Below are 26,329 nucleotides of genomic sequence, written 5' to 3'. Positions count from 1 at the left end.
CATTCGTGTCGCAGGACGATCAGAGAACGGGCGGCAGGGGGGATCTGTCGGTGACGGCGGATCTGCCCGGCGACCCGGCCCAGAGCCGGCACCCCACGACCGACCGGGTGGTGTTCGGCGTCACCGCTGTCCTGACCCTCGCCTTCGTGGTCTGGGGGGCCACCGCCACCGACTCGCTGGAGGACGTCTCCAATACGTTGCTCAACGGACTCATGCACAACGGCGGTTGGGCCTTCATGCTGGCCGCCTCCGGATTCGTGGTCTTCGCGCTCTGGCTCGCCATCAGCCGCTACGGAACGATCACCCTCGGCCAGGAGGGCGAGGAGCCGGAATTCCGGACCGTGTCCTGGGTCGCCATGATGTTCAGCGCCGGTATGGGCATCGGCCTGATGTTCTACGGAGTGAGTGAGCCCCTGGCGCACTTCGTCCACCCGCCGCCCGGCACCCACCCGGCGGACGCCGCCGAGGCGATGCAGACGGCGATGGCCACCACTCTCTTCCACTGGACGCTCCATCCCTGGGCGATCTACGCGGTGGTCGGTCTCGCGATCTCGTACAGCACCTTCCGGCGCCGCAGGCGGCAGACGATCAGTGCCGTCTTCGAACCGCTCATCGGTGCCCGGCACGCCCACGGCGGCGTCGGCCGGCTGATCGACATCCTCGCCATTTTCGCCACGCTCTTCGGCTCGGCGGCCTCGCTGGGCCTGGGAGCCCTTCAGATCGGCAGCGGTTTCCACGAACTGAACTGGATGGAGACGACCGGCACCGGGCTGCTCGTCCTGATCATCGCGGTGCTGACCGTGGCCTTCGTCGCCTCGGCGATCTCCGGCGTGGAGAAGGGCATCCAGTGGCTGTCCAACATCAATATGGTGCTCGCCCTGATCCTCGCCGTCTTCGTGTTCATCGCGGGACCCACCATCATCGTGCTCGACCTGCTGCCCACCTCGATCGCCGCCTACATCGGTGATCTGCCCCAGCTCGCGGGCCGCACCGAGGCGACCGGCAAGGGAGAGGTCGCCGACTGGCTCAGCAGCTGGACCGTCTTCTACTGGGCCTGGTGGATCTCCTGGACCCCGTTCGTCGGCATGTTCATCGCCAGGATCAGCCGCGGCCGGACGATCCGTCAGTTCATCGGCGGGGTCATCCTGGTCCCCAGCACCGTCAGCCTGATCTGGTTCGCGATCTTCGGCGGCAGCGCCATCAAGCTCCAGGAGGCCGGGAAGCTGAACGGCGCCGACACCCAGGAGGCCCAGCTCTTCGGCGTGCTCCAGCAGTTCCCCATCCCGACGGTGATGAGTCTGCTGGTGATGATCCTGGTCGGCATCTTCTTCGTGTCGGGCGCGGATGCCGCTTCCATCGTGATGGGCACCCTGTCGCAGAAGGGCATCCTCGAACCGGCCAAGTGGGTCGTCGTCTTCTGGGGCGTCACCACCGGTGCGGTGGCGGCGATCATGCTGCTGATCGGGAACGGCAAGGGCGATGCGCTGGCCGGCCTCCAGAACCTGACCATTCTGGTGGCCGCGCCCTTCACGATCGTCATGATCGGCATGTGCGTGGCCCTTGTGCGGGACCTGCGCGAGGACCCGCTCATCGTGCGCCGCGAGTTCGGGGTGGAGGCGGTCGAGTCCGCGGTCATCGAGGGCCACGCCAAGTACGACGGTGACTTCGAGATCCGGATCGGCCCCGGCGACAGCCAGATCACCACCGAGCGCGGGGACCGGCCCGGCGGTTCGAGCCCGGCGGGCGACTGAGGGCGCTGGGCCGTTCGAGGGCCGAGGAGTGGACCCCGAGCCGTCCGAGGGCCGCGCGGGCCGACGGCCCTGCGGGGTCGCGGGCCCTCCAGGCGTCCCTGCCCCCGTCGGCCCCGCACGCGGCGGTTCAGACCACCAGCCGGGCCGTCGCCTCCGCGCAGCCCAGGGCGACGGTCACGCCCGCGCCCCCGTGTCCGTAGTTGTGCACCAGGCGCCCGCCGCCGGGCAGCGGCTCGGCCTCGATGCGGACCCCCGCGTCCCGGGCCGGCCGCAGCCCCACCCGGTGCCCGATGATCCGCGCGCGGGCGATCTCCGGCCGGACCCGGGCACACCGGGCCACGATCTCCTCGGCCGTGCGGGGATCGGGCACGGTGCTCCAGTCGTCCGTCCCGGCGGTGCCGCCGAGCACCAGCCGGCCCGGCTGCGGGAAGAAGTACGTCGTCGCGCCCGCCGCCGGGTCAGCCTCGGTGAACCACTCCTCGATCCCCGGGTTCTCCACCATGACCAGCTGACCGCGAACCGGCCGCATCCCGGTGTCGGGGACCAGTTCGCGGGCGCCGAGCCCCGTGCAGTTGACCACCGTCGCCGCCTCGGCGGCCGCCTCGTCGAACGAGGTGACCGTACGCCGCTCGACCGAGCCCCCGGCCGCCCTGACCCGCTCCTCCAGCCAGTCGAGATGGACCGGCATGTCGATCAGGGGCAGCCGGCACCGCAGCCCCTCGGCGTCCTCCACCACATCCTTCAGCCTCCCGGCCCACGCCCCGAGCGCCGCGAGCCGCTCACCCCGGTGCACACCGCTGACCAGCCGCACCCCGGTCTCGCGCGGATGGGCGGCCAGCTCCTCGTACCAGCGCAGTGAAGCCAGCGACCAGTCGCCGACCCGGTCCTGCGGCTCGATCCGGTACGGCCACCACAGGGCGCCCGCCACCGCCGACGTCGTGGCCGCCGCGGGCTGCCGGGACCAGACCCGCACCCGGTGACCGCGCCCGGCCAGCACCACCGCCGTGGTGAGGCCGCTGACCCCACCGCCCACCACGATCACTTCGGACACTGCCGCACCGCCGCTCGTCTCTGTCCGGACCCCGTTCACGCCCCGGACGCCAGGTCTCCCGCCCGGGTCGGGCCGCGCCCGATCACTCGATCCAGGGGAAGGACCCTAGCCGAGGTGCACGGGCAGGGCGATGCTTCGGGCGCCCGGCAGGCGTGAGGACGGGGAGCCTGCCGGGCATCCCTGCGGCGCACCTCGCCGGTGGCCCGTGCCCCGACCCCGCAGGCACCTGCACCGGGAGCCCCGGCCGCCGATTAGGATCGACACCCTGATGACTGCCACCCTCGTCGCCAAGGACCTCGCCGCCGGACACGGCGACCGCACTCTCTTCGCCGAACTCGACCTCGTGGTCGCTCCCGGTGATGTGATCGGTCTCGTCGGAGTCAACGGCGCCGGAAAATCGTCGCTGCTGCGGCTGCTCGCCGGGCTCGACCAGCCGGAGGAGGGGGAGCTGCGGCTCTCCCCGCCCACCGCCACCGTCGGCCACCTGCCGCAGGAACCGGAGCGGCGCCCCGACGAGACCGTACGGGAGTTCCTGGCCCGCCGGACGGGTGTCGCCGAGGCCCAGGCGGCGATGGACACCGCCACCCAGGCCCTCGTCGACGGGGCGCCCGGCTCTGACGACGCGTACTCCGAGTCGCTGGAGCGCTGGCTCGCCCTCGGCGGCGCCGACCTGGACGAACGGGCCGAGGAGGTCGCCGCCGACCTCGGCCTGACCGTCGGTCTCGACCTGCCGATGACCACGCTCTCCGGCGGCCAGGCGGCCCGCGTGGGCCTCGCCTCGCTGCTGCTCTCCCGCTACGACATCTTCCTGCTCGACGAACCCACCAACGACCTCGACCTCGACGGCCTGGAACGGCTGGAGCGGTACGTCTCCGGGCTGCGCGCCGGCACGGTCGTCATCAGCCACGACCGCGAGTTCCTGATGCGCACGGTCACCAAGGTCCTCGAACTCGACCTGGCCCAGCAGCAGATCAACCTCTACGGCGGTGGCTACGCGGCATACCTGGAGGAGCGCGAGCGGGCCCGCAGGCACGCCCGCGAGGAGTTCGAGGAGTTCGCCGACAAGCGCTCCGCACTCGAAGGCCGCGCTCTGATGCAGCGCTCCTGGATGGACAAGGGCGTCAGGAACGCGCGCCGCAAGGCCGGCGACTCCGACAAGATGGCCCGCAAGTTCCGCAGCGAGTCGAGCGAGAAGCAGGCCGCGAAGGCCCGCCAGACCCAGCGCATGATCGACCGCCTCGATGTCGTGGACGAGCCGCGCAAGGAGTGGGAGCTGCGGATGGAGATCGCCTCCGCCCCCCGCTCCGGCTCCGTCGTGGCGACGCTGCGCGAGGCGCGGGTCGGCCTCGGGGACTTCGTGTTCGGCCCGGTCTCGCTCCAGATCGACTGGGCGGACCGGATCGCCATCACCGGTGCCAACGGCGCCGGGAAGTCGACCCTGCTCGCCGCTCTGCTCGGCCGTCTCCCGCTGGACTCGGGGCACGCGAGCCTGGGCTCGGGTGTGGTCGTCGGTGAGGTGGACCAGGCGCGGAAGCTGTTCCACGGTACGGAATCCCTGCTGGAGGCGTTCTGCGCGGCCGTCCCGGACACGGAACCGGCCGAGGTCCGTACCCTCCTCGCCAAATTCGGCTTGCGCGCCGACCATGTGATGCGCCCCGCGACCACCCTCTCCCCGGGCGAACGGACCCGGTCGGCACTCGCCCTGCTCCAGGGCCGCGGCGTCAACCTCCTCGTCCTGGACGAGCCCACGAACCATCTTGACCTGCCGGCGATCGAGCAGCTGGAATCGGCGCTCGACTCGTACACGGGGACGCTGCTGCTGGTCACGCACGACCGGCGGATGCTGGAGGCAGTCCGCACGACGCGCCGCGTCGAGGTGACGGCGGGACGGCTCACGGAGATCTGACGGGGCTCCGGCTCCCCGGAGTCACCCTGCTGGTATGCCAGAGGGTGTCATCCTCTCCTCCATGCAGGCTTTCCGGGTCGATATTTCCGACTAACTTCACATAACTCCTGAGGGTGCGGGCACTTGGTATGCCAAGTGTTACTGTCGCCTTGCTCCGACCGAGGACCGCCGTCCGCTCGGGGCGGTCCGGTACACCGCACCCGCAGGAGGCCCCGTGCGAACCCGCTGGCGCGCCACCCACGTCCTCGCCCACCGAGACGGCGGGCACGCTCTGCTCCGTGACGGCGAGATCGTGTGGGAGGACGACACGATCGCGTACGTGGGCACGGGGTACGACGGTCCGGTGGACGCGGAACTGGACCTCGGCGAGGCGCTGGTGGATCGCGCGACGGCGCGACGTCCCCGTACGGCTGCACTGTCTCCAGGGCATGGCCGAACGGGATCTCGTACAGGAGCTGCACGGCACCACGCCCCTGCGGCTGCTCGCCCGCACCGGGCTGCTGGACACCCGGCTCCTCGTGCCGCACGGCATCGTGACCGACCGCCACCCCGACGTGCACGGCGAGGACCGCGGCGACCTGGCCGCGCTCGCGGCGGCGGGCGTCTCCGTCATCCACTGCCCGCAGACCTCGCTGCGCTACGGCCAGGTACTGCACTCCTTCGATGCCTACCGGCGGGCAGGGATCAATCTGTGTCTGGGCACCGACTCCTTCCCGCCGGACCTCATCCGGGGCATGGACACCGGCGTCCACCTCGCCAAGGTCGTCGACGGACGCCTGGACGCCGCGCCCGCCGAGCACTACGTCGAGGCGGCCACGCTCGGCGGCGCCCGCGCACTGCGGCGCACCGACCTCGGGCGGCTGGAGCCCGGCGCGCAGGCGGACCTGGTGGCGTTCCGGCTGGACGACATCCGCGACGGCGTCCAGGACGACCCCGTCCGTACGTTCCTGCTGAACGGCACCGCCCGGCAGGCCACCCACTCCGTCGTGGCGGGGCGCCCCGTCATGACCGACGGCCGGATACCGGGCACCGACCTGCCGAACCTGCGGCGCCGGGCCCAGACCCTGTTCGAGACAATGCGCGCGGCCTACGGCGAGCGCGACCTGCGCCGCCGAGGCGCCGGCGAGCTGTTCCCGCCGACGTTCCCGCCGTACGAGGAGACCTCACGATGACCGATTCGCCCGAGTCCGGTGCGTCCCATGTCGATCACGCCGAGCGGACGATCCGCGCCCGCATCCTGTCCGGCGAGTACCCGCCCGGCGTACGTCTGCGGGAGCGCGAACTCTCCGAGGCCCTGGGCTTCTCGCGCATCCCCGTCCGGGAAGCGCTCACCCGGCTGACCGGGGAGGGCCTCGTGGTGATCTCCCCGCGGCGCGGCGCGTCCGTGCGCAACCTCTCGCTGCGCGATGTGGCCGAGCTCTTCGACCTCCGGCTGAGCCTTGAGGTGTTCGCCGCCCGCAGGGCCGCGGAGGCCTGCGCGGCCGGCCGCGGCGGCGACCGGCTGCGCGAACTCATGGAAGCGGCCGAGGACGCCACCGGGCGGGGTGATATCCACGAGATTCCCGCCGCCAACACCGCCCTGCACGCGGAGATCGTCGCGATGACCGGGAACCGGCTGCTCCAGGACGCCCTTCAGCCCTCGCTGGGCCTGGTGCAGTGGCTGTTCACCCTCACCGGCGGCCTCGACCCGCGTGTGCAGTGCACCGAGCACCAGGACATCTGCGCCGCGATCTACGCGGGCAAGCCGGACCTGGCCGACGCCCTCGCCTATGCGCACATCGAGCGGGGCCGCGGCCCTTCCCTGGCGACCCTGGCCGAGGTGCTGCCGGCGGAGTGACCCGAGCCGCCCGGCACCTCCACCCCGACAACTTCATACCGGTCTACCGAACGAAGGAGAGGCACCACATGCTGATCACGAACGTCCGTCCCTGGGGCGGCGAGCCCTGCGACATCGAGATCAGGGACGGCGTGATAGCCGCGCTCACCCCGCACGACCCGAGCCGTGCCGCGGACGACACCGTGGCCGGACGGGGACGGCTCGCGCTGCCGTCGTTCTCCGACGTCCACTGCCACCTCGACTCCACCCGCATGGGGCTGCCCTTCCGCCCCCACACGGGCGCCCCCGGTGTCTGGGGCATGACGATGAACGACCGCGCGCACTGGCGTGAGGACGAGTGGAGCGTCGCCCAGCGGGCCACGTACACCCTGGGCCGCATGATCGAGCGGGGCACGACCCGCGTGCGCAGCTACGCCCAGATCGACGCGGACTGCGGTCTGGAGCGGCTGGAGGGCGTCCTCGCGGCCAAGGAGGCGCACGCCGGCCGGTGCGAGGTCGAGATCATGGCCTTCCCGCAGGCCGGTCTGCTCAAGGAGAAGGGCGTGCCGGAACTCATGGACCAGGCGATGTCCGCCGGCGCGTCCGTGGTCGGCGGCATCGACCCGTGCACCCTGGACCGCGACCCCGTACGCCATCTCGACATCGTCTTCGGCCTCGCCGAGCGCCACCAGGCACCGATCGACATCCACCTCCACGAGCCCGGCGCACTCGGTGTGTTCAGCGTCGACCTCATCCTGGAGCGGGTACGCGCCCTGGGCATGGCCGGTCAGGTGACGCTCTCGCACGCCTATGAACTCGGGACCGTCGACGAGGCGACCACCCGCCGCCTCATCGAGGAGTTCGCCGAGCTGGACATCGCGATGGCGACCATCGCACCGGCTCAGCAGCAGCACGCCCTGCCGTTGGCCGAACTGACCGCCGCCGGTGTGCGTGTAGGCCTGGGAGAGGACGGCCAGCGCGACTTCTGGTCGCCCTACGGCAACGGGGACATGCTGGACCGCACCTGGCAGCTGGCCTTCACCAACCGCTACCGGGCCGACGAGCTGATCGAGCACTGCGTGGCCGTCGCGAGCCGCGGCGGGGCCTCGATCCTCCACACGGACCTGCCCCGTCTGACGTCCGTCTCGGACCGTCCCGGTCTCGCCGTTGGCGACAGCGCCGATCTGCTGCTGGTCGAGGGCGAGACGGTGGCGTCCGCCGTCATGGACCGCAGCGACGACCGTACGGTCCTGCATGCCGGCCGTGTCGTCGCCGACGGCCTGGAACTGGTCGGCTGACCCGCCGCCGCGAACGCCGGAGCCCGTCCACCGAGTGGTGGACGGGCTCCGGCGTTCGCGGCTGATCAGCCGCAGCGGGTCAGCCGGCAGCCGCCGCCACGGCCTTCGCGGCATCCGGCACACTGCCGTCGTCCGCGACGAGATGGCACGCCACCTGCCGAGGAGCCGCCTCGCGACCGCCCCCGGTGGGCAGCGGGCGCAGTTCGGGCGCCTCGGTACGGCACCGGTCGGTGGCCAGGGGGCACCGGGTGTGGAAGTGGCAGCCGGGCGGCGGGTCCAGCGGGCTGGGCAGATCGCCGCCCAGCACGATCCGGCGCCGGCCCCGCTGTTCGGCGGGATCGGGCACCGGCGCCGCGGACAGCAGCGCCTGCGTGTACGGGTGCTTGGGGGCCGCGAACAGCTCGGCCGCCGGGGCCTGTTCGACGATCCGGCCCAGGTACATCACCGCTATGCGGTCCGCCAGGTATTCCACCGCCGCCAGGTCGTGGGTGATGAAGAGGCAGCCGAAACCCCGGTCGCGTTGCAGGTCCGCGAGGAGGTTGAGCACGGAGGCCTGCACGGACACATCGAGGGCCGAGGTCGGCTCGTCCGCCACCAGGAGCGCGGGATCGACCGCCAGCGCGCGCGCGATGGAGACGCGCTGGCGCTGGCCTCCGGAGAGCTCATGGGGGTTGCGGTCGGCCAGTTCGGGCCGCAGGCCCACCTGGGCCAGGAGCCCGTCCACCCGCTGCGCCGCCTCGGCGCGGTTCGCCAGGCCGTGCAGCCGCAGCGGCTCCGCAACGATCTGACGTATGGTCATGCGCGGGTTGAGCGAGGACGAGGGGTCCTGGAACACCAGGTGGAAGTCCTTCCGCAACGGCCTGAGCGCACGCGGCGAGAGCGTGGTGACATCCGTGCCGTTGATCTCCACGCTGCCGTCGGTCGGCCGGTCGAGGCGGACCACACAGCGCCCCACCGTGGACTTGCCGCTGCCCGACTCCCCGACGAGGCCGACGACCTCGCCGGGCAGGATCGTCAGCGACACCCCGTCCACCGCCTTCACGGTGCCGCCCGCCCCGTCGAAATGCCGCTTCAGGCCGTGCACGGCCAGCACCGGGGTGACGGTCCCCGCCGTGGCGGCGGGCGGGTTGAGGTCTGCGGTCATCGGACGGTTCCCTTGCTCGCGTCGGGTCGGGACGGGTCGGACCCGATCGCATCGGCCGGGTGGTAGCAGGCGATCAGGTGGGTGCCGGCGGACCTGTTCAGCGGGGGACGGCTCGTCAGGCAGCCGTCCTCGGCCGAGGCGCAACGCGGCGCGAAACTGCACCCCTTCGGCTGTTCGCGCAGATCGGGGACGAGCCCGGGGATCTCGTTCAGCCGCGCCCTTCCGCCCGCGCCCCGGCTTCCGGGACGCAGTACGGCACCGAGCAGGCCCCGGGTGTACGGATGCCGCGGCGACGCGAACAGCTCGTCCACCGAGGCCTGTTCGACGGGGCGGCCCGCGTACATCACCAGGACCCGGTCTGCGGTGTCCGCGACCACTCCGAGGTCGTGGGTGATCAGGACGATGGCGGTGCCGAGCCGGTCCCGCAACGAGCGGAGCACATCGAGGATGCCGGCCTGTACTGTCACGTCGAGAGCGGTCGTCGGTTCGTCCGCGATCAGCACGGCGGGGTCGCACGCCACCGCGATGGCGATCATCACCCGCTGCCGCATGCCGCCGGAGAGCTGGTGCGGGTATTCGTCAACCCGCTTGCGGGGCGCCGGGATTCCGACGACACCGAGCAGTTCGACAGCCCGTTCCCTGGCTTCGTTCCGGCTCAACCCCTGGTGTCGGCGCAGGACTTCGGTGATCTGCCGGCCGACGGTGAGTACCGGGTTGAGCGAGGTCATCGGCTCCTGAAAGATCATCGAGAGGCGACGGCCGCGGAGCGACCGCAACCGCTTCTCCGGCGCGCCGACCAGCTCCTGGCCGTCCAGGGTGATGGAGCCGCCGATCCGGGCGGTCGACGGCAGCAGCCCCATCACGGCCATGGAGGTGACGGACTTTCCGCAGCCGGACTCGCCGACCACGGCCAGTACCTCGCCGGGCGCCAAATCGTAGGAGACACCGTCCACGGCGTGCACGGTGCGTTCCGCGCCGTGGAAGGAGACCGACAGGTCACGGACCCGGAGCACCGGCTCGCTGCCACTGTCCGCGCCGGGCCGGGGCGCGGTGGACGTCTCGACTTCGGTCACCGGGAACCTCCGCGGGGGTCGAGGATGTCGCGTACGCCGTCGCCGAGCAGGTTGAAAGCCAAAGTGGCGAGCACGATGACCAGGCCGGGGAAGACCGCCATCCAGGGCGCGTCCGCGATGAAGGGCTGGGCGCTGGAGAGCATCACGCCGAGCGAGGGGGAGGGCGGCTGCACCCCGAGGCCGAGGAAGCTGAGCACCGCCTCGCCGATGATGGCGGACGGGATCCCGACGGTGGCCTGCACGATCAGCGTCGAGGTCGCGTTGGGCAGGATGTGGCGGAACAGGATCACACCGTCGCCGCCGCCGTTGGCCACCGCGGCACCGACGTAGTCCAGATGCTTGAGCCGCAGGGTCTCGGCCCGGGTGACGCGGATGATTCCGGGGATCTGGGAGATGCCGATCGCGATGGTCGCGTTCTGCAGCGAGGGACCCATGACGGCGGCGAGGCCCACGGCCAGGACCAGGAAGGGAAAGGCCAGCATGGTGTCGGTCAGCCGGGAGACCACGGTGTCGGCGAACCGGCCGTAGTAGCCGGCCACCAGCCCGAGCGGGACGGCGACGACGAAGGCCAGCAGCACGGCCAGCACACCGACCTGCATGGAAGCGGTGACGCCCACCAGCACCCTGGAGAGCTGGTCACGGCCCAGGTCGTCCGTGCCGAGCCAGTGCGACCAACTCGGCGCCATGAGAGCCGAGTCGAAGTCCGGCCGGGCCGGGTCGTAGGGGGCGAGCAGCGGTGCGAGCAGCGCGACGAGCACGAACACCGCGGACAGCACCGCACCCACCAGCGCCAGCCGGTTGCGCCGCAGTCGGCGCAGTGAGGTGGCCGGCCGTGCGGCACGGACGCCGGGCCGTGCCGCGGGGGCCGCGGCGGCGGGCGGCGCCGTGGACGGGGCGAGGGTCATCGGGAACCTCCGAGCCGGATGCGCGGGTCGACCACCGAGTACAGGAAGTCGACCAGCAGATTGATCAGGATGTAGGCGGCCGAGGTGAACAGGACCACGCCCTGGACCATCGCGTAGTCACGGGTGAAGACCGCGTCGATGGTGAGCTTGCCGAAGCCCGGCAGGACGAAGACCTGTTCGGTGACGACGGCGCCGGAGATCAGGTGCCCGAGCTGGAGACCCAGCACGGTGATCACGGTGACGAGCGAGTTGCGCAGCCCGTGCCGGCCGATCACGGCGGCCGGGGCCAGCCCCTTGGCCCGTGCGGTGCGCACGTAGTCCGAGGACATCGCGTCGATCATCGCCGCCCTGGTCTGGCGCATCACCACCGCGGCGAGGCCGGAGCCGAGCACGACGGCGGGCAGCACCAGCCGCCGCAGGTTCTCCAGCGGATCGGCACTGAACGGTACGAAGCCGGAGGCGGCGAACACCGGCATGGCGATGGCGAAGACCAGCACCAGCACGATGCCGAGCCAGAACGCCGGGACCGACATGCCCAGCAGCGCGATGCCGTTGGCCAGCCACTCCTCCGGCTTGCCACGCCGGACGGCTGCCATGACACCGGCCCCGATGCCGACGACCACGGCCATCAGCAGGGACAGCGCCGCCAGTTCGAGAGTGATGGGCAGCGCCTGGGTGATGGAGTCGAGCACCGGGAGGCCGGTACGGGCCGAGGTGCCGAAGTCACCCGTGGCCGCGTTGCTGACGTAGCGCCAGTACTGCACGGCGATGTTGTCGTCGAGCCCGTACTCGGAGCGGATCGCGGCCAGTACCTCCGGGGAGGTCTGTTCACCGGCCAGTGCCTGGGCGGTGTCGCCGGGCATCGCACGGACCCCGAGGAACACGGTGATGCTGACCAGCACCATGGTCACCAGAGACATGCCGATCCGGCGGCTCACGTACGACGTGAGCAGTCTGCGGAGGGTCTTCACCGGCTCCCCTTCGTGTAACCGGCTTCCTTGACCCTGATCAGGCCGTCACCGGAGAGCTTGAGGCCGCTCACGTTCTGCGAGGCGGAGACGTAGTTGATGTTCCGGTAGAGGTAGATGACCCCGTGCTGCTTGTTGATCGCGACCGTGAGCCTGCGGTAGATCTCGCGGCGCTCGGCGATGTCCGAGGTGCTGCGGCCCTCGACGATCAGCCGGTCGATCGTCGGGTCCGAGAGCTTGCCCTGGTTGTTGCTGCCCGCGGTGCCCACGAGGCTGTCGATGTTGCCCGCCGGGTCGGGCTGGCCGCCCCAGCCGCCGGTCCGCGCCTCGAAGTCGCCGGCCAGGGTCCGGGTCAGCCCGGTGGCGAATTCGGTCGGCCTCAGCTTGACTTCGAAGCCCGCGTCGGCCGCCATGGCCTGCACGACCTGTCCGAGACGGCTGTCGTCCGGAGTCGTGTTGATCATCAGCTCCAGCGGCACCGGCGTCTTCACACCGGCCGCTCTCAGTAGCCGCTCGGCCTTCGCCACGTCCCGCTCCGGGCAGGTGAGCGGGGTGCTGAGCGGTGTCCCCGGGGGGACGGGACCACAGGCCGGTTCGTACATGCCCTGGAAGACCAGCTTGTTGATCAGCTCGCGGTCCAGCGACAGATCGAAGGCCTCCCGGACGCGCACGTCGCGCCCGAAGGGGCTGTCGACCGGGCTGGGCTTCTTGTCGATGCCGTGCGAGTTACCGACGTTGAGGGTGAGGGACATATAGCCCAGCGACGGAGTGTTGAGGAGCTGGAGGTCCTTCTCGCCCATGGAGCTGCGCACCTCGACCGGGCCCATCTGGTCGCCGATCTGGACGTCACCGGAACGTATGTTGGCCATCCGGATGTTGCCGTCGGTGATCGTCTTGTAGACGACGTGGTCGAGATGGACCTTGTCCGCGTCGTAGTACAGCGGGTCCTTCGCCAGTTCGATCCGGTCACCGACGACCCTCCTGACGTACCGGAACGGCCCGACGCACGAGGGATGCGTCGCGAACTTCCTTCCGTACGTCTTCAGCGCCTTCGGCGACATGATCAGTCCGGCCGTGTTGGCGAGCCGGCCCAGCAGCGGTACGTCGGGATGGCTCAGCGAGAGCCGCACGGTGTACGGACCGATGGCCGTGACCTTCTCCACGGAGTCGATCTCGGAGGCCCGGCCGGAGCCGCGCAGATGCAGATGCCGGTCGAGCGAGGTCTTCACCGCGCGGGCGTCCAGCCGTGCGCCGTCGCTGAAGGTGGCGTCCTTGCGGACGGTGAAGGTGAAGGTTCTGCCGCCGTCGGTGATCTTCGGCATCGAGGCGGCGAGCTGCGGCACGAACTTGTTGTCCTGGTCCACGTCGTAGAGCTGTTCGCACATGGAGGTGAACACGGTGCGTGCGACGAGCGTCGTCGTGAGGCTCGGATCCAGCATGTCGGGATCAGACTTCAGCCCGATCGTGACCGTGCCGCCGTCGCGTACGGGACGCAGGTCGGTGAGCCGCGCCTGGGCGGTGGTTTCTTTGCCGGGCGGAGTGAGTGAACTGCATGCGGTGGTGATCGCCAGCAATGCGGCCACCGAGAGGGCGGCCGGAATTCGACGCATGGGATCAAGCCTCCTTGAGGACGGCAGGGCGACGGAACGCATACCGACGTGGGTATGCGTTGAGGCGCAACGGTATACCAGGAGGTTCGACGGCAAGGCTGGGTCATGCGGCCTCGTTTGCCACTTTTGCAGGGTATTTGGGCGCACAAAAAGGGGCGGAGGGTGCAGTTGATCACGAGTGGAATCGCGACTTGAGACCTATTTGGTATACCGGATGAGTGAGAGGCTTGATGGCCTAGCAGCAATGTGCGCCACGGCCGGAGGCGCTTGGAGCCCCTCTTTTCAGCCCCTGGGTATGCGAGGGGGCAGCTTCTCGCCCGTCCACGGATAAGGTCCGGCCGGCTGTGCCAACTGCGAGCGCGAGCTCTGCGCCGAGGGCTCAGCGCAGAGACCGGGATGTTCTCGACCTGCCGGCCGAACGGGCCTTGCCCCTCCACAGCGGGGCTCTGGCTATCGCCGCTGCTGTTCCGGTATCCGGCCGTCGGCGCGCAGGAGTTGGACCAGGCCGGAGGAGGCCGGCTCGTCGGCCTCGGCGCGGACAGCGCGGACAGCGCGGACCGTCCAGCGGCCGGGCATCAGCGGGACGGGAGCTCGGCCGGGCGGCCCGGCACCGTTGGGGAACTCGATGCCCCGTTCGGCCCCGGTGCCGGCAGGGTCCATGAGCTCTGAATCCCGGTTGCGACCCGTTGGGTTCGTTGTGAACCCGCGCGTTCGGCCTCGCTGCTGCGGGGGTGTGCGTGTCGTCGGTACTCGGTTCACTCTTCGTCGCGGTGGGTGAGGTGGCCGTCGGTGAGCCGCCAGTAGTGCTGGTGATCGGTCAGTTGCCAGGTCTCGTCGGCAGCGATCGCCTGTGTGATCCAGTCGTGGAGTTGCGGGAGGGCGTGCGCCCGTAGAACAGCGCGGGTGGCAGCACGTTCAGTGGCATCGACCGGGTGGACGTCTATGTGGAAGCCGACCATGTCCGGGTGGATGCCGCGGCCGTAGTTCTGGGGGTTCGGAGCGAGCCATGCCGCTCCCAGGACGATGGTCCCGCTGTCCTGCCCGGTAAGGAACTGCAGGTCCGTGACGCGAGTCATGCAAGGGCCGAGACTCTCGTTGATGTCGGTGGTGGTCAGAGGCCAGGCACGGTGCCGGGGCAGTCTTCGATTTCGTGCGGACATGGAGGGCAGAATGACAGAAGGTCACTGCCGGTCCTCACGGTTTTTTGTTCGACGGCGGTCTCCAGAAGCCGGCGTGCGGAGTCCGTGTAACGCATCGCGGTCTTTTCGTCGAGCCCCAACACCTCGGCGGTGGAGCGGATCAGGCCCATGGGGCAGGGCCCCTTCGAGCTCCCGGTCGACGCGGAGACGCTCCGGCGGCGCGTCCTGCCCGCACATCGCGGCGCTGATCCAGTGGTTGCCGGCGCGGCCGCTTCAAGAATCCCGAAGCCACGTCACCCGGCCACCTGACACGTGAAGGAGGAAGAGCCCCTGGCCGCAAGGGAAATGGACTCAGCGCAGCTCAGGGGAGCTCAAGGGATGTCGCACATACAGGAAGGGGCGGGGCGGGAAGAAGGCCCGCCGCAGGCGAACCCCTCACCGCCCCGCCCCGATTCAGGCCAGGCTTCCGCTACCGCTTCTTGCCGCCCTGCTTCGGATCCAGCAGCCCCGCCCGCCGAAGCGCGTCGGCCATCGCCCCGTTGGCCGGAGCCGGAGCCGGAGCCGGAGCCGGAGCCGCAGCCGGAGCCTGACGACCGCCACCGCCGTTGGCGCCGCCGCCACCGCGCCGGTCACGCCCCTGACTGCCCTGACTGCCCTGACCGCCCTGACCGCCACGCGGACCCGCGCCGCCCTGCCCCTGCCGCTGGCGCGGCGGGCGCCCGCCCCGCTCGCCGCCCGAGCCACCGGAGCCGGAGCCGGAGCCTGAGCCGGCGGACCCGGACCCGGACCCTGCCCCGGACCCGGCACCCGCACCCGAACTCGCCCCCGCCTCGTCATCCAGCCGCAGGGTCAACGAGATCCGCTTCCGCGGGATGTCGACCTCCATGACCTTGACCTTGACGATGTCACCCGGCTTCACGACATCACGGGGGTCCTTCACGAACGTCCTCGACATCGCCGACACATGCACCAGGCCGTCCTGGTGCACCCCGATGTCCACGAACGCGCCGAACGCCGCGACATTCGTCACGACCCCCTCCAGCACCATCCCGGACGCCAGATCGCCGAGCTTCTCGACGCCCTCCTTGAAGGTGGCCGTCTTGAACGCCGGACGCGGGTCGCGCCCCGGCTTCTCCAGCTCCCTGAGGATGTCGGTGACGGTCGGCAGCCCGAACTTCTCGTCCACGAAGTCATCGGCCCGCAGGGACCGCAGCACACTCGTGTTGCCGACCAGGGAGGCGACGTCACTGCCCGTCCGCTTCACCATAGCCCGGACCACGGGGTACGCCTCCGGGTGCACGCTGGACGCGTCCAGCGGGTCGTCACCCCGGATCCGCAGGAAGCCCGCGCACTGCTCGTACGCCTTCGGGCCGAGCCTGGCCACGTCCTTGAGCCCCTTGCGGGAGCGGAACGGGCCGTTGGCGTCACGGTGCGCGACGATGTTCTCCGCGAGCCCCGAACCGATGCCGGAGACCCGTGAAAGCAGCGGCGCCGAGGCGGTGTTGACGTCGACCCCGACCCCGTTCACACAGTCCTCGACGACCGCGTCCAGCGAGCGCGACAGCTTCACCTCGGACAGGTCGTGCTGGTACTGCCCGACCCCGATCGACTTCGGGTCGATCTTCACCAGCTCCGCGAGCGGGTCCTGGAGCCGGCGCGCGATCGAGACGGCGCCGCGCAACGAGACGTCCATGTCCGGGAGTTCCTGTGAGGCGAAGGCGGACGCCGAGTAGACGGAAGCGCCGGCCTCCGAAACCATCACCTTGGTGAGCTTCAACTCCGGGTGCTTGTCGCACAGTTCGCCGGCGAGCTTGTCCGTCTCGCGCGACGCCGTGCCGTTGCCGATCGCGATCAGATCGACATCGTGCGCCTTCGCCAGCTGCTCCAGTTTCGCCAGCGACTGGTCCCACTTGTTGGCAGGGACGTGTGGGTGGATGACATCGGTCGCGACGACCTTGCCGGTCGCGTCGACGACGGCGACCTTGACCCCGGTACGGAAACCCGGGTCGAGCCCCAGCGTGGCACGCGTCCCGGCCGGCGCGGCGAGCAGCAGATCGCGCAGGTTCGACGCGAAGACACGTACCGCCTCGTCCTCCGCCGCCGTGCGCAGCCGCAGCCGCAGGTCGATGCCGAGGTGGACCAGGAGCCGGGTGCGCCAGGCCCAGCGCACGGTGTCGGCCAGCCACTTGTCCCCGGGGCGGCCGCGGTCGTTCACCCCGAAGCGGCGGGCGACCATGTTCTCGTACGACGAGGGACCGGACTCCCCGGACGGTTCCTCCGGCTCCAGGACGAGGTCGAGGACGTCCTCCTTCTCGCCCCGGAGCATCGCGAGCACCCGGTGCGAGGGCAGCGCGGTGAACGGCTCGGTGAAGTCGAAGTAGTCCGCGAACTTGGCGCCCGCCTCCTCCTTGCCGTCCCGCACCTTCGCCACCAGCCGGCCCCGCGTCCACATGCGCTCACGCAGTTCGCCGGTCAGGTCGGCGTCCTCCGAGAACCGCTCGGCGAGGATGGCGCGGGCCCCCTCCAGAGCGGCCGCCGGGTCCGCCACGCCTTTGTCCGCGTCGACGAAGGCCGTCGCCGCGACGAGCGGATCCACCGACGGATCGTCCAGCAGACCCGAGGCGAGCGGTTCGAGCCCGGCTTCCCGGGCGATCTGCGCCTTCGTCCGCCGCTTCGGCTTGAAGGGCAGATAGATGTCCTCAAGGCGCGCCTTCGTGTCGGCGGCCCGGATCCGCGCCTCCAGCTCCCTGTCGAGTTTGCCCTGCTCCCGTACGGATTCGAGGACCGCGGCACGGCGGTCCTCCAGCTCCCGCAGATACCGCAACCGCTCCTCGAGCGTGCGCAGCTGCGCATCGTCGAGCATCTCGGTCGCTTCCTTGCGGTAGCGCGCGATGAACGGCACGGTCGATCCGCCGTCGAGCAGCTCGACGGCCGCCTTCACCTGTCGCTCGCGTACGCCGAGCTCCTCGGCGATCCTGCCTTCGATGGACGTCGTCACGGTTTTACCGACTCGCCTTCTCGTACTGGCTGTGCTGGTCGGGCCCCGGGGTCCGCTGTCCGGACCGGTCCTGGGCCACTCGACTGCATTCTGCCGGGTGGCCGGGCGCCGTGTCGCCCGGCCACTCCCTGTACCGGCCGTCGTCCTGTCCGACCTCGGTCCGCCGGACAGCCCTCAGCCGTTCAGATCCGCCGGAAACGCGCCCGCGGCCAGCGCCGTGCCGAGGAACCCGCGTCCCAGTTCGGTCAGGCGGGCCACGCCCGCACCGCCGAGCTCCTCGTACGGCGCCAGGTCCATCCGGTCCGTGGCCTCCTCCAGGCCGGTCCGCAGCGCCACGCCCGCCTCCGTCAACCCGCCCTCGGCGGTGAGCAGTCCGCGCTCGCGCAGCCGGGCGGAGGCGTCCTCCCAGTCGCTGCGGTGCCACCCGCGGGTCGCCAGGGTCCAGCGGGGCGACATGCCCTTGCCGGTGGCGGTGTGGCTGACCAGGGCCTCGACGGGGTCGAGACCGGCCGCGAGGAGCGCCGCGAGATGGGCGTCACCGCGGTGTTCGCGCAACAGGGTCGCGGCATGCCAGTACGCCAGGTGCGGCTGCTCCGGCACCGGGAGATCGGCGTGCGCCGCGTACAGCGGCCGGGCGTGTCGCGTGCAGCCCGCGGTGGCGCGCAGCGCCAGCTGCGCGGCCTCGGCCAGCTCGGAGGAGGCGATGACCTCCTCTCCGAGGAGCCGGCGCAGCGTCGAGTCGGCGGCACGCAGCCGCGCCGCCAGAACGGCTTCGGGCGAGGCGATGTCCCAGACGGCGGGCAGGTGCGCGGCCACGAGTTCGTGGCTGAAGTTGTAGAAGGTCGCGGTGACCGTACCCGGGCCCACGGCACCCAGGGCGGCTGAGCGCCCGGCGAAGTACACGGCGGCGGGGGCGGTGATCCCGATCTCCCCGAACTCCTTGCCGAGATCGGGGGAGAAGTAGACCGCGGAGTGCAACGGGTTGAGGGCGTTGTGGCAGCGGCGTCCGGCACGGGGCGGCAGAGTACTCATACCCGCACGTTACCGACTGGTCAGTACGGCAGGGAACCCCGGGCCGTACGTGAAGTGCGTCGCGCCGCCGCCATGGCAGAAAAGGTGGGGAACCCGTCATTGCGGCCGTCGGGGAGGCCGTCCAGGATGGCAGGCATGAAGCAGCGAGCCGTACTCGTCGTCCTCTTCGACGGCGTCCAGAGCCTCGATGTGAGCGGGCCCATGGAGGTCTTCGCCGGCGCCTCCCGGTTCCCCGGGGTCTCGTACGAACTGCGTACCGCCTCGCTGGACGGCGCACCGGTCCGCTCGTCGAGCGGGCTCACGCTCGTCCCGGACAGCAGCCTCGCCGGCACCGGCCCCGTCCACACTCTCCTCGTCCCCGGCGGCGGGGGCACCCGTGCCCCCGCCCCCGCCCTCGTCGACTGGCTGCGCGAAAACGCCCCGCACGCCGAACGGCTCGTCTCCGTCTGCAGCGGCGCACTGCTGCTCGCCGCTGCCGGACAGCTGGACGGTCACCGGGTGACCACGCACTGGATGCTCTGCGACCACTTGGCCCGCACCTATCCGGAGGTCGAGGTGGACCCCGAACCCATCTTCGTACGCGACGGCAGGCTGGCCACCTCCGCCGGAGTCACCGCGGGCATCGATCTCGCGCTCGCACTCGTCGAGGAGGACCACGGCCGGGACGTGGCGCTCACGGTCGCCCGGCATCTGGTGGTCTTTCTGCGCAGGCCGGGGAACCAGGCTCAGTTCAGCGCCCAGCTCACCGCCCAGACGGCCCGCCGCGAACCGTTGCGCGAGGTCCAGCACTGGATCACCGAACACCCCGGCGGCGACCTGTCCGTCGAGGCCCTCGCCGTCCGCGCCCGGCTCTCGCCGCGCCACTTCGCCCGCGCGTTCCAGGCCGAGACCGGTATGACACCCGGCCGGTACGTCGACCGCGTCCGTCTCGAACAGGCCCGCAGGCTCCTGGAGGACACCACCGACGGCGTCGCGGGCATCTCGCGGCTGTGCGGCTACGGCACGCCGGAGGCGATGCGCCGCGCGTTCATCAAGGCACTGGGCACCGCACCCGCCGAATACCGCAGGCGGTTCGCCCCCCGTCCGCCGGCCGGACCCGTCCACGGGCCCGACCCCACCGAACCCCTCACCATCGGTCACTGACCGGAAGGCAGGCAGCCACCCATGCAGATCGCCATTGTCCTCTTCGACCGCTTCACCGCGCTCGACGCCGTCGGACCGTACGAGATCCTGTCCCGTGCCCCCGGTGCCGAGACCGTCTTCGTCGCCGAGCGGACCGGCCCCGTGCGCAATGACTCCGGCAGCCTGTCCCTGGTCGCCGACCGGACGCTCGACGAGGTCCCGGCGCCCGATCTGGTGATCGTTCCCGGCGGCCCGGGGCAGCAGGCCCAGATGGAGAACGAGACCCTGCTCGACTGGCTGCGCACCGCCGATGCCACCAGTACCTGGACGACCTCCGTCTGCACCGGCTCGCTGCTGCTCGCGGCCGCCGGGCTCCTGAAGGGGCGGCGGGGGACCTCGCACTGGCTCGCCCTCGGCACACTGAAGGACTACGGCGTCGAGCCGACCGGCGAACGCGTCGTCATCGACGGCAAGTACGTCACGGCCGCGGGCGTCTCGTCCGGCATCGACATGGGCCTCACCCTGCTCGGCCGGATCGCGGGCGACCGGCATGCCCAGTCCGTGCAGTTGCTGACCGAGTACGACCCGCAGCCGCCGTACGACGCGGGGTCCCCCGAGAAGGCGCCGGCCGAGATGGTCGAGGAGTGGCGCGCCAAGAGCCGCTTCATCCTCCGGTAGCGGGGAGCGGTCAGGCCCGGGACGGCCAGGTGAAGCGCGGCGCGCGCCGTTCCAGGAACGCGGCGACCCCCTCCGCGGTGTCGCCGCTGCGGCGCGCCTGGTCCGCCCAGTGGGCGTCCCGGTCCTCGCGCCCCGCGGCGAACTCCTTCGCGGCCGACTGGGTCAGCCGGGAACGGGACACCAGGACCCGGACGTACGCCTCGACCCGCTTGTCCAGCTCGCCGACGGGCAGCACCTCGTCGACCAGACCGGTCCGCAGCGCCCGGTCCGTACCGATCAGCTCGCCGGAGAACAGCAGGTGCTTCGCCGTCGCCGGGCCCGTCAGCGCGACCAGCCGGCGGGTCGACGACGCGGCGTAGACGATCCCGAGCTTCGCGGGGGTGACGCCGAACGACGCCCCCTCCTCGGCGAACCGCAGGTCGCAGGCGGCCGCCAGCTGGCTCCCCCCGCCCACGCAGTAGCCGCGCACCGCGGCGATGGACGGCCGGGGGAAGGCGGCGAGCGCCTCCTCGGCCGCCACCGCGAGCCCCTGCGGCGCGCCCGAGGGGTCGCGGAGGGAGGAGATGTCCGCCCCGGCGCAGAAGGTGTCCCCGGCGCCCGTCAGTACCAGCGCGCGCACCGAGGAGTCGGCGGCCAGCTCCTCCAGCAGCACGGGCAGCGACTGCCACATCGCGGTCGTCATCGCATTGCGCTTGGCGGGGTTGCTGATGACGAGGGTGGCGACGCCGTCCGCGACGGTGAGCTCCAGCCGGGGTTCCTTACGGTCCATGCGCCGGATGCTATCCGTACCGTTCGAACCTATGATCAAGAAGGGGCCGCGAAGCAGGCACACACCCCGAGGAGCTTCTGGTGGCCGACCCCGTAAAAGAAGGCAGGAAGCTCAGCCGCGGTTTCAGCGGCTTGGCCCTGCTCGGCGCTCTCCTCGTCGTCGCCGGTCTGGTCGGTCTCGTCTACACCGGCGTCGCGACGCTCACCTCGATGATCCTCTTCGGCTGGCTGCTGCTGATCGGCGGCCTGGTAGGGCTGCTCCACGCGATCCAGTCGCGCGGGACCAGCTACTTCTGGCTGGGCGTGGTGGTCGCCGCGCTGAACATCGCCGCCGGAGTCGTGGTCATCCGCCACCCGCACGGCACCGCCGAGGCGCTGACCATGTTCGCCGCGCTGCTCTTCCTGACCGGTGGGGTGTTCCGCCTCGTCGGCAGTGTCGTGGTGCGCGGCCCGCAGTTCGGCTGGACGCTCCTGCAGGGCGCCTTCGGACTGCTGCTGGGTCTGCTGGTCCTCTTCGACTGGCCGCACAGCAGCCTCTATGTGCTCGGCTGCTTCTTCTCGCTCGCCCTGCTCTTCGACGGACTCGGGCTCATCGCGATCGGTGTGGGTGGCCGCCGGATCGTCTCGATGGTCTCGGACCAGATGGCGCCTGCGGGAGGGGCGGCCCGGGGCGAGCAGGTCCAGCCGCCAGGAGACGAGCAAAAGCGGTCCGATAACTGACGTACCCGCAGCTGTTCGGTCAAGTTCCGTCGATAGAGGTCGACTTCTGCTCAGTGGTACGGACCGCACCAACTACGCCCCGCACCCTGTACTCGACGTGCAGTCACCATCGAGTCGAGAGCGGGTACCGGTCTATGGAGAGCCGCGGGAGTGTCCCCGCCAGGCCCGTGCCGTACGAAGGGGTCTGGCGGTTCACCGCCCCGGCCACGGACGTCTCCGTACCCCAGGCCCGGCACGCCGTACGCGATCTGCTGGACCGCCAGGGCGTACCGCTGGACGATGACATCGCCCAGGGGCTGCTGCTCATCGTCTCCGAACTAGTCACCAACGCGGTGAAGCACGCGGCGCTGCTCTCGCCGGAACTCGCCGTGGAGGTGGCCGTGGGTGCCGAATGGGTCAGGGTGTCCGTCGAGGACAACCATCCGTACCGCCCGACAGCGCTGGAGACCGACTACGCGCAGACGGGCGGGCGCGGACTGCTGCTGGTCCGGGAGATCACCCGGGAGGCGGGCGGGGCCTGTGACGTGGAGCATACCGCGGGCGGCGGAAAGGTCATCTGGGCGGCGCTGCCGCTCAGTCCGCGCCCCTGACCCCTCCGCGCCGACGGTCGTCCCTACCAGCCGGCAGCCGGACCGGTCAGCTCCCGGATCGCGGGCCTGGCGGCATCGAGCACCGTCATGAACCAGGCGGAGAACGGCGCCCGGTCATGCCGTTCGGCCAGCTCCTCGGCCGACACGAAGGCCGTCTCTCCCACCTCCTCCGGATCCGGCCGCAGCTGCTCCTGCGCCATGCCCACGAAGAGGTGGTTGAACTCCTGCTCCACCAGACCCGAGGCGGGGTCCGGGTGGTTGTAGCGGACGGTGCCCGCCTCGGCCAGCAGCGAGGGGGAGATGCCCAGTTCCTCGAATGTCCGCCGGGCGGCGGCGGCGAAGGGCGCCTCGCCCGGATACGGGTGACCGCAACAGGTGTTGGACCAGACACCGGGGGAGTGGTACTTGCCCAGGGCGCGCCGCTGCAGCAGCAGCCGGCCCTGCTCATCGAAGAGGAACACCGAGAACGCGCGGTGCAGTTGGCCGGGTGCCTGGTGGGCGGCGAGCTTCTCCGCCGTGCCGATGGTGGTGCCGTTCTCGTCGACCAGTTCGAGCATGATCGCTTCTGCTGAGCCGTTCGACGAGGTGTTCGCCGCGGTGGCTGGTGTGGTCGGCATACCCATCCTTCGCTGTGGTCCCGGCCCCGTGCGCCGGTCCCGTCGAGTGTGCTCAAGTCTGCCGTACAAAAGCGGCTTGTCCGCACTTCGGGTCCTGGCATGTCCGGCCCCGCCGCCCCACGCGGGCGCGGCGCGGCCGGACGGGCGGGTCAGATCCCGAACGCCGCCGGGTACTGAATCGTGCCCTGGGGAACCGGCCCGGAATCATCGAGGACCAGCGCCATCATCGCCTCGTCCGGCACCTCGAAGCCCGGCCGGATTCCGTACCGCGACGCGGGCACGAAGCCGAACCTCGGGTAGTACCCGGGATGGCCGAGCACCAGGACCAGCGGCTCCGCGCGCAGGCGGGCCGCGTCGAGCACGGCCCGCACCACGGCCTGCCCCGCGCCCCGGCGTTGATGTTCCGGCGCGGTGGCCACCGGGGCGAGCGCCAGTGCCGGTACGCCCCCGACCAGGCAGCGGGTCAGCAGGGCGTACGCGGCCACGGAACCGTCGGGCGCCTCGGCCAGGCAGGAGAGCCCGGGCAGCCAGGCCTGGGGATCGCCGCGCAGTGCGTCGACCAGATGGGCCTCCGCGTCCGTCGGGAACGCCGCGGCGTTGACCGCGTGCACCGCTTCGGCGTCCGCCGGCGTCTCGGGGCGGGTCGTCCAGCGGGTGCCGTTGCCGCCGGACGGCTGCTCCGGATCGCGGTCGTGCGGGGAGCGGGACGGTTCGTCGTGCTGGGAGTGATCGTTGTCGGTCAACGTGGGAAACCCTTGGGTGAACGGGCTCCGGCCGACGTGCCGACTCGGTGAGAGCCGCAGGACTAGCCGGGAACCCTGGAGCTGAAGCAGGACCGGAGGGTGCGCAGGGCAGGTGCCTTCGCGGCGGTCATCAGCCCCAGCTCCTCTCTCGGACACGGCTCTCACACGGGTGGAGGTTCGTACGCCTCTGCGAAAACCCTACACCGCCGGTTCTTTCGTCCTCGCGTCAGTGGCAGAGCTTCGCCTCGTGCTCGGCGTGCCCGCTCGGCTCCAGCTGGAAGGTGCAGTGCTCGACGTCGAAGTGGTCGCCGAGACAGCCCTGCAGTTCGTGCAGGAGCTTCTCGTGCCCGATCGAGTCGAGCAGTTCCTGGTGCACCACCACATGGGCGGAGAGCACCGGCATGCCGGAGGTGATCGTCCAGGCATGGAGGTCATGGACGTCCAGCACCCCGGGCAGGGCCGTGATGTGGTCACGCACCTCGCCCATGTCGACGCCCTTGGGCGCCGACTCCAGCAGCACGTTCAGCGTCTCCCTGAGCAGTTTCACCGTACGCGGAACGATCATGAGGCCGATGAGGAGCGAGGCGATCGGGTCCGCGGCCTGCCAGCCGGTGGCCAGGATGATGCCCGCCGAGATCAGCACGGTCACCGAACCGAGGGTGTCCGCGAGCACCTCCAGGTAGGCGCCCCGCACATTGAGGCTGTCCTTCTGCCCGCGCACCAGCAGCGACAGCGACACCATGTTCGCCACCAGGCCGACGAGGGCGAAGGCGATCGTCAGCCCGCCCCTGGTTTCGGCCGGGCTGACGAAGCGCTCCACCGCCTCGAAGAGGAGGTAGCCGCCGACCCCGAGCAGCAGCAGGCAGTTGGCCAGCGCGGCGAGGATCTCGGCGCGGGCGTAGCCGAAGGTGCGGTTCGGTCCGGCCGGTTTGTTGGCGAAGTGGATCGCCAGCAGGGCCATGCCGAGGCCCAGCGCGTCGGTCGCCATATGGGCCGCGTCGGCGATCAGCGCCAGGGAGCCGGACAGCAGCCCGCCGACGATCTCCATGACCGTCACGGTGAGCGTGATGCCCAGCGCGATGCGCAGCCGCCCCTTGTACGCGGCGGCCGCTGTGCCGGTGGGTGCGGGGCCGCCGTGCGCATGTCCGTGATCGTGCCCAGCCCCCATGGGGACGCCTCCCGGTCGTCGCGCGGACTCGGACGCGTTTCGCCCGAGCAATGCCAGTGAACTACGGGCGGGGGGTATCGGGCAACACGGCAGTGAACACCGTTGTCAACTGCTCTGACCTGCGCAAATGGCCGCAGGTCAGAGCGGCGGACAGGCCGGCTGGGCAGTTCAAGGGGCGGACGTCACGGGGTGGTGCAGCAGCCAACCCTGCCAGGCCGACGCGACCATCTCGCGCACCCCGCGCCGGGCCGCCCAGCCCAGCTCCCCGGAGATCCGCTCGCAGGACGCGACCGCCTTCGACGCGTCCCCGGCCCGCCGCGGTTCGAACTCGGGCTTGCGGTCGAGGCCGGTGACCTCCGCCACCAGAGCGGCCAGCTCGCGCACCGAGACGCCCTCGCCGCGGCCGATGTTGACGGTCAGGTCCCCGGGTCCGTCCTGTGCGGCCAGCCGCCCGGCGACAGCCAGGTGCGCGTCGGCCAGGTCGGCCACATGGATGTAGTCACGGATGCAGGAGCCGTCGGGGGTGGAGTAGTCGTCGCCGAAGATCCGCGGGGCCTCACCGCGGGTCAGCCGGTCGAAGAACATCGGAATCACGTTGAAGACGCCGGTGTCCGACAGCTCCGGCTCGGCCGCGCCCGCCACGTTGAAGTAGCGCAGGCAGCCGGTGGACAGCCCGTGCGCCTGCCCGGCCGCCCGCACCAGCCACTCCCCGGCGAGCTTGGTCTCCCCGTACGGATTGATCGGGACGCACGGAGCCTCCTCGGTGATCAGCTCCGCCTCCGGTACGCCGTACACCGCTGCCGAGGAGGAGAACAGGAAGCTCCGCACGCCGGCGGCCGCGACGGCCTCCAGCAGGACGGTCAGCCCGCCGATGTTCTCCCGGTAGTACAGGAGCGGCTTCTCGACGGATTCGCCGACCTGCTTCTTCGCCGCGAGATGGATCACACCGCTCACCGTGTGCTCCGCGAGCACCCGGTCCAGAGTCGCGCGGTCGGCCGTCGAGCCCTGGACCAGCGGGACCTCGGCCGGCAGCCGGTCCGGGTCGCCCGTCGAGAGATCGTCGAGAACGACCACCCGCTCCCCGGCCCCCCTCATGGCCCGCACCACATGTGCCCCGATATATCCCGCTCCGCCTGTGATCAGCCATGTCATGCGGGTCAGACTAGATCCATCCCACCGCGTTTTGTCAGGTGAGGCGGCCATCGACGATGATGATCGCGGACGGCGCCGCA

The 26,329-nt window shown here is 70.9% G+C and carries 25 protein-coding genes; 9 read left to right on the top strand and 16 right to left on the bottom strand.

From position 1 onward, the window contains the following. Positions 1-5 precede the first annotated feature (5 nt). The gene (locus OG322_RS02995; RefSeq protein WP_164494478.1) at positions 6-1,751 is read left to right on the top strand and encodes a BCCT family transporter; all 1,746 of its coding nucleotides are present in this window, start codon (positions 6-8) and stop codon (positions 1,749-1,751) included. Between the two features lie 127 nt (positions 1,752-1,878). Here the strand turns inward: OG322_RS02995 and OG322_RS02990 are convergent, their stop codons facing one another. Next, positions 1,879-2,802, bottom strand: coding sequence for an FAD-dependent oxidoreductase (locus tag OG322_RS02990; protein ID WP_123464452.1), 924 nt, complete (start codon positions 2,800-2,802; stop codon positions 1,879-1,881). 268 nt (positions 2,803-3,070) lie between these two features. On the opposite strand from OG322_RS02990, the gene OG322_RS02985 reads away from it, so the two are divergent. The 4 genes from OG322_RS02985 (at position 3,071) to OG322_RS02970 (ending at position 7,822) form a co-directional block, all read left to right on the top strand. Then, a complete protein-coding gene (locus tag OG322_RS02985) occupies positions 3,071-4,708 on the top strand; it encodes an ABC-F family ATP-binding cassette domain-containing protein (protein WP_329305999.1) in 1,638 nt (545 codons plus the stop codon). Between the two features lie 128 nt (positions 4,709-4,836). Beyond that, positions 4,837-5,880: an amidohydrolase family protein gene (locus tag OG322_RS02980; RefSeq protein WP_443066522.1), complete on the top strand. Its 1,044-nt coding sequence runs from the start codon at positions 4,837-4,839 to the stop codon at positions 5,878-5,880. Further along, a complete protein-coding gene (locus OG322_RS02975; protein ID WP_123464456.1) occupies positions 5,877-6,545 on the top strand; it encodes a GntR family transcriptional regulator in 669 nt (222 codons plus the stop codon). The genes OG322_RS02980 and OG322_RS02975 overlap by 4 nt, the downstream gene beginning before the upstream one ends. Positions 6,546-6,613: 68 nt before the next feature. Beyond that, positions 6,614-7,822 carry an amidohydrolase gene (locus tag OG322_RS02970; RefSeq protein ID WP_123464458.1) on the top strand — a complete coding sequence of 403 codons (1,209 nt, stop codon included), beginning with the start codon at positions 6,614-6,616 and terminating at the stop codon, positions 7,820-7,822. A 79-nt stretch (positions 7,823-7,901) separates the two neighbouring features. Here OG322_RS02970 and OG322_RS02965 read toward each other — a convergent pair whose 3' ends face one another. The 10 genes from OG322_RS02965 to OG322_RS02920 form a co-directional block, all read right to left on the bottom strand. Then, positions 7,902-8,966: an ABC transporter ATP-binding protein gene (locus OG322_RS02965; protein ID WP_124285709.1), complete on the bottom strand. Its 1,065-nt coding sequence runs from the start codon at positions 8,964-8,966 to the stop codon at positions 7,902-7,904. Beyond that, on the bottom strand, positions 8,963-10,039 hold the full coding sequence (locus OG322_RS02960; protein WP_123464462.1) for an ABC transporter ATP-binding protein: 1,077 nt from the start codon (positions 10,037-10,039) through the stop codon (positions 8,963-8,965). Before OG322_RS02960 ends, OG322_RS02965 begins: the two co-directional genes overlap by 4 nt. Beyond that, positions 10,036-10,944 carry an ABC transporter permease gene (locus OG322_RS02955; protein ID WP_329305998.1) on the bottom strand — a complete coding sequence of 303 codons (909 nt, stop codon included), beginning with the start codon at positions 10,942-10,944 and terminating at the stop codon, positions 10,036-10,038. The genes OG322_RS02960 and OG322_RS02955 overlap by 4 nt, the downstream gene beginning before the upstream one ends. Beyond that, on the bottom strand, positions 10,941-11,915 hold the full coding sequence (locus tag OG322_RS02950) for an ABC transporter permease (protein WP_123464466.1): 975 nt from the start codon (positions 11,913-11,915) through the stop codon (positions 10,941-10,943). The genes OG322_RS02955 and OG322_RS02950 overlap by 4 nt, the downstream gene beginning before the upstream one ends. Continuing rightward, positions 11,912-13,522: an ABC transporter substrate-binding protein gene (locus OG322_RS02945; protein WP_123464468.1), complete on the bottom strand. Its 1,611-nt coding sequence runs from the start codon at positions 13,520-13,522 to the stop codon at positions 11,912-11,914. Before OG322_RS02945 ends, OG322_RS02950 begins: the two co-directional genes overlap by 4 nt. A 450-nt stretch (positions 13,523-13,972) precedes the next feature. Continuing rightward, entirely contained in the window at positions 13,973-14,182 is a 210-nt protein-coding gene (locus tag OG322_RS02940) for a hypothetical protein (protein ID WP_329305997.1), read from the bottom strand. A 95-nt stretch (positions 14,183-14,277) separates the two neighbouring features. Continuing rightward, the gene (locus tag OG322_RS02935) at positions 14,278-14,598 is read right to left on the bottom strand and encodes a hypothetical protein (RefSeq protein WP_398912127.1); all 321 of its coding nucleotides are present in this window, start codon (positions 14,596-14,598) and stop codon (positions 14,278-14,280) included. Positions 14,599-14,633: 35 nt separating this feature from the next. Beyond that, the gene (locus OG322_RS02930; protein ID WP_266413262.1) at positions 14,634-14,831 is read right to left on the bottom strand and encodes a hypothetical protein; all 198 of its coding nucleotides are present in this window, start codon (positions 14,829-14,831) and stop codon (positions 14,634-14,636) included. Positions 14,832-15,130: 299 nt separating this feature from the next. After that, positions 15,131-17,659, bottom strand: coding sequence for a Tex family protein (locus OG322_RS02925; protein WP_329305996.1), 2,529 nt, complete (start codon positions 17,657-17,659; stop codon positions 15,131-15,133). A 174-nt stretch (positions 17,660-17,833) separates the two neighbouring features. After that, on the bottom strand, positions 17,834-18,691 hold the full coding sequence (locus tag OG322_RS02920) for an SCO6745 family protein (RefSeq protein WP_123464476.1): 858 nt from the start codon (positions 18,689-18,691) through the stop codon (positions 17,834-17,836). 135 nt (positions 18,692-18,826) lie between these two features. Between OG322_RS02920 and OG322_RS02915 the strand changes: the two genes are divergently transcribed. Together OG322_RS02915 and OG322_RS02910 are read left to right on the top strand one after the other, a co-directional pair. Then, complete coding sequence (locus OG322_RS02915; RefSeq protein WP_329305995.1) at positions 18,827-19,834, top strand: GlxA family transcriptional regulator; 1,008 nt, start codon at positions 18,827-18,829, stop codon at positions 19,832-19,834. A gap of 21 nt (positions 19,835-19,855) precedes the next feature. Beyond that, positions 19,856-20,491, top strand: a complete 636-nt coding sequence (locus tag OG322_RS02910; protein WP_123464480.1) for a DJ-1/PfpI family protein — start codon at positions 19,856-19,858, stop codon at positions 20,489-20,491. Between the two features lie 10 nt (positions 20,492-20,501). Here the strand turns inward: OG322_RS02910 and OG322_RS02905 are convergent, their stop codons facing one another. Continuing rightward, positions 20,502-21,260, bottom strand: coding sequence for an enoyl-CoA hydratase/isomerase family protein (locus tag OG322_RS02905; protein ID WP_124285713.1), 759 nt, complete (start codon positions 21,258-21,260; stop codon positions 20,502-20,504). 80 nt (positions 21,261-21,340) lie between these two features. On the opposite strand from OG322_RS02905, the gene OG322_RS02900 reads away from it, so the two are divergent. After that, entirely contained in the window at positions 21,341-21,979 is a 639-nt protein-coding gene (locus OG322_RS02900; RefSeq protein WP_329305994.1) for an HdeD family acid-resistance protein, read from the top strand. Positions 21,980-22,113: 134 nt separating this feature from the next. Then, positions 22,114-22,569 carry an ATP-binding protein gene (locus OG322_RS02895; protein ID WP_123464484.1) on the top strand — a complete coding sequence of 152 codons (456 nt, stop codon included), beginning with the start codon at positions 22,114-22,116 and terminating at the stop codon, positions 22,567-22,569. 23 nt (positions 22,570-22,592) lie between these two features. On the opposite strand, the gene idi is transcribed toward OG322_RS02895, so the two are convergent. The 4 genes from idi to galE all read right to left on the bottom strand — a co-directional run bounded on the left by idi (position 22,593) and on the right by galE (position 26,249). Further along, complete coding sequence (gene idi, locus OG322_RS02890; protein ID WP_123464486.1) at positions 22,593-23,186, bottom strand: isopentenyl-diphosphate Delta-isomerase; 594 nt, start codon at positions 23,184-23,186, stop codon at positions 22,593-22,595. A 149-nt stretch (positions 23,187-23,335) separates the two neighbouring features. Continuing rightward, entirely contained in the window at positions 23,336-23,797 is a 462-nt protein-coding gene (locus OG322_RS02885; protein ID WP_370375277.1) for a GNAT family N-acetyltransferase, read from the bottom strand. Positions 23,798-24,155: 358 nt separating this feature from the next. Further along, entirely contained in the window at positions 24,156-25,097 is a 942-nt protein-coding gene (locus tag OG322_RS02880) for a cation diffusion facilitator family transporter (RefSeq protein WP_123464490.1), read from the bottom strand. Positions 25,098-25,265: 168 nt separating this feature from the next. Next, complete coding sequence (galE, locus tag OG322_RS02875) at positions 25,266-26,249, bottom strand: UDP-glucose 4-epimerase GalE (RefSeq protein WP_123464492.1); 984 nt, start codon at positions 26,247-26,249, stop codon at positions 25,266-25,268. Positions 26,250-26,329 lie beyond the last annotated feature (80 nt).

Origin of the sequence: Streptomyces sp. NBC_01260 (genome assembly GCF_036226405.1) — a bacterium.
Classification (GTDB): domain Bacteria; phylum Actinomycetota; class Actinomycetes; order Streptomycetales; family Streptomycetaceae; genus Streptomyces; species Streptomyces laculatispora.
The sequence above is the reverse complement of the archived record's forward strand: the minus strand, read 5'-3'. Positions and strand labels throughout refer to the sequence as shown.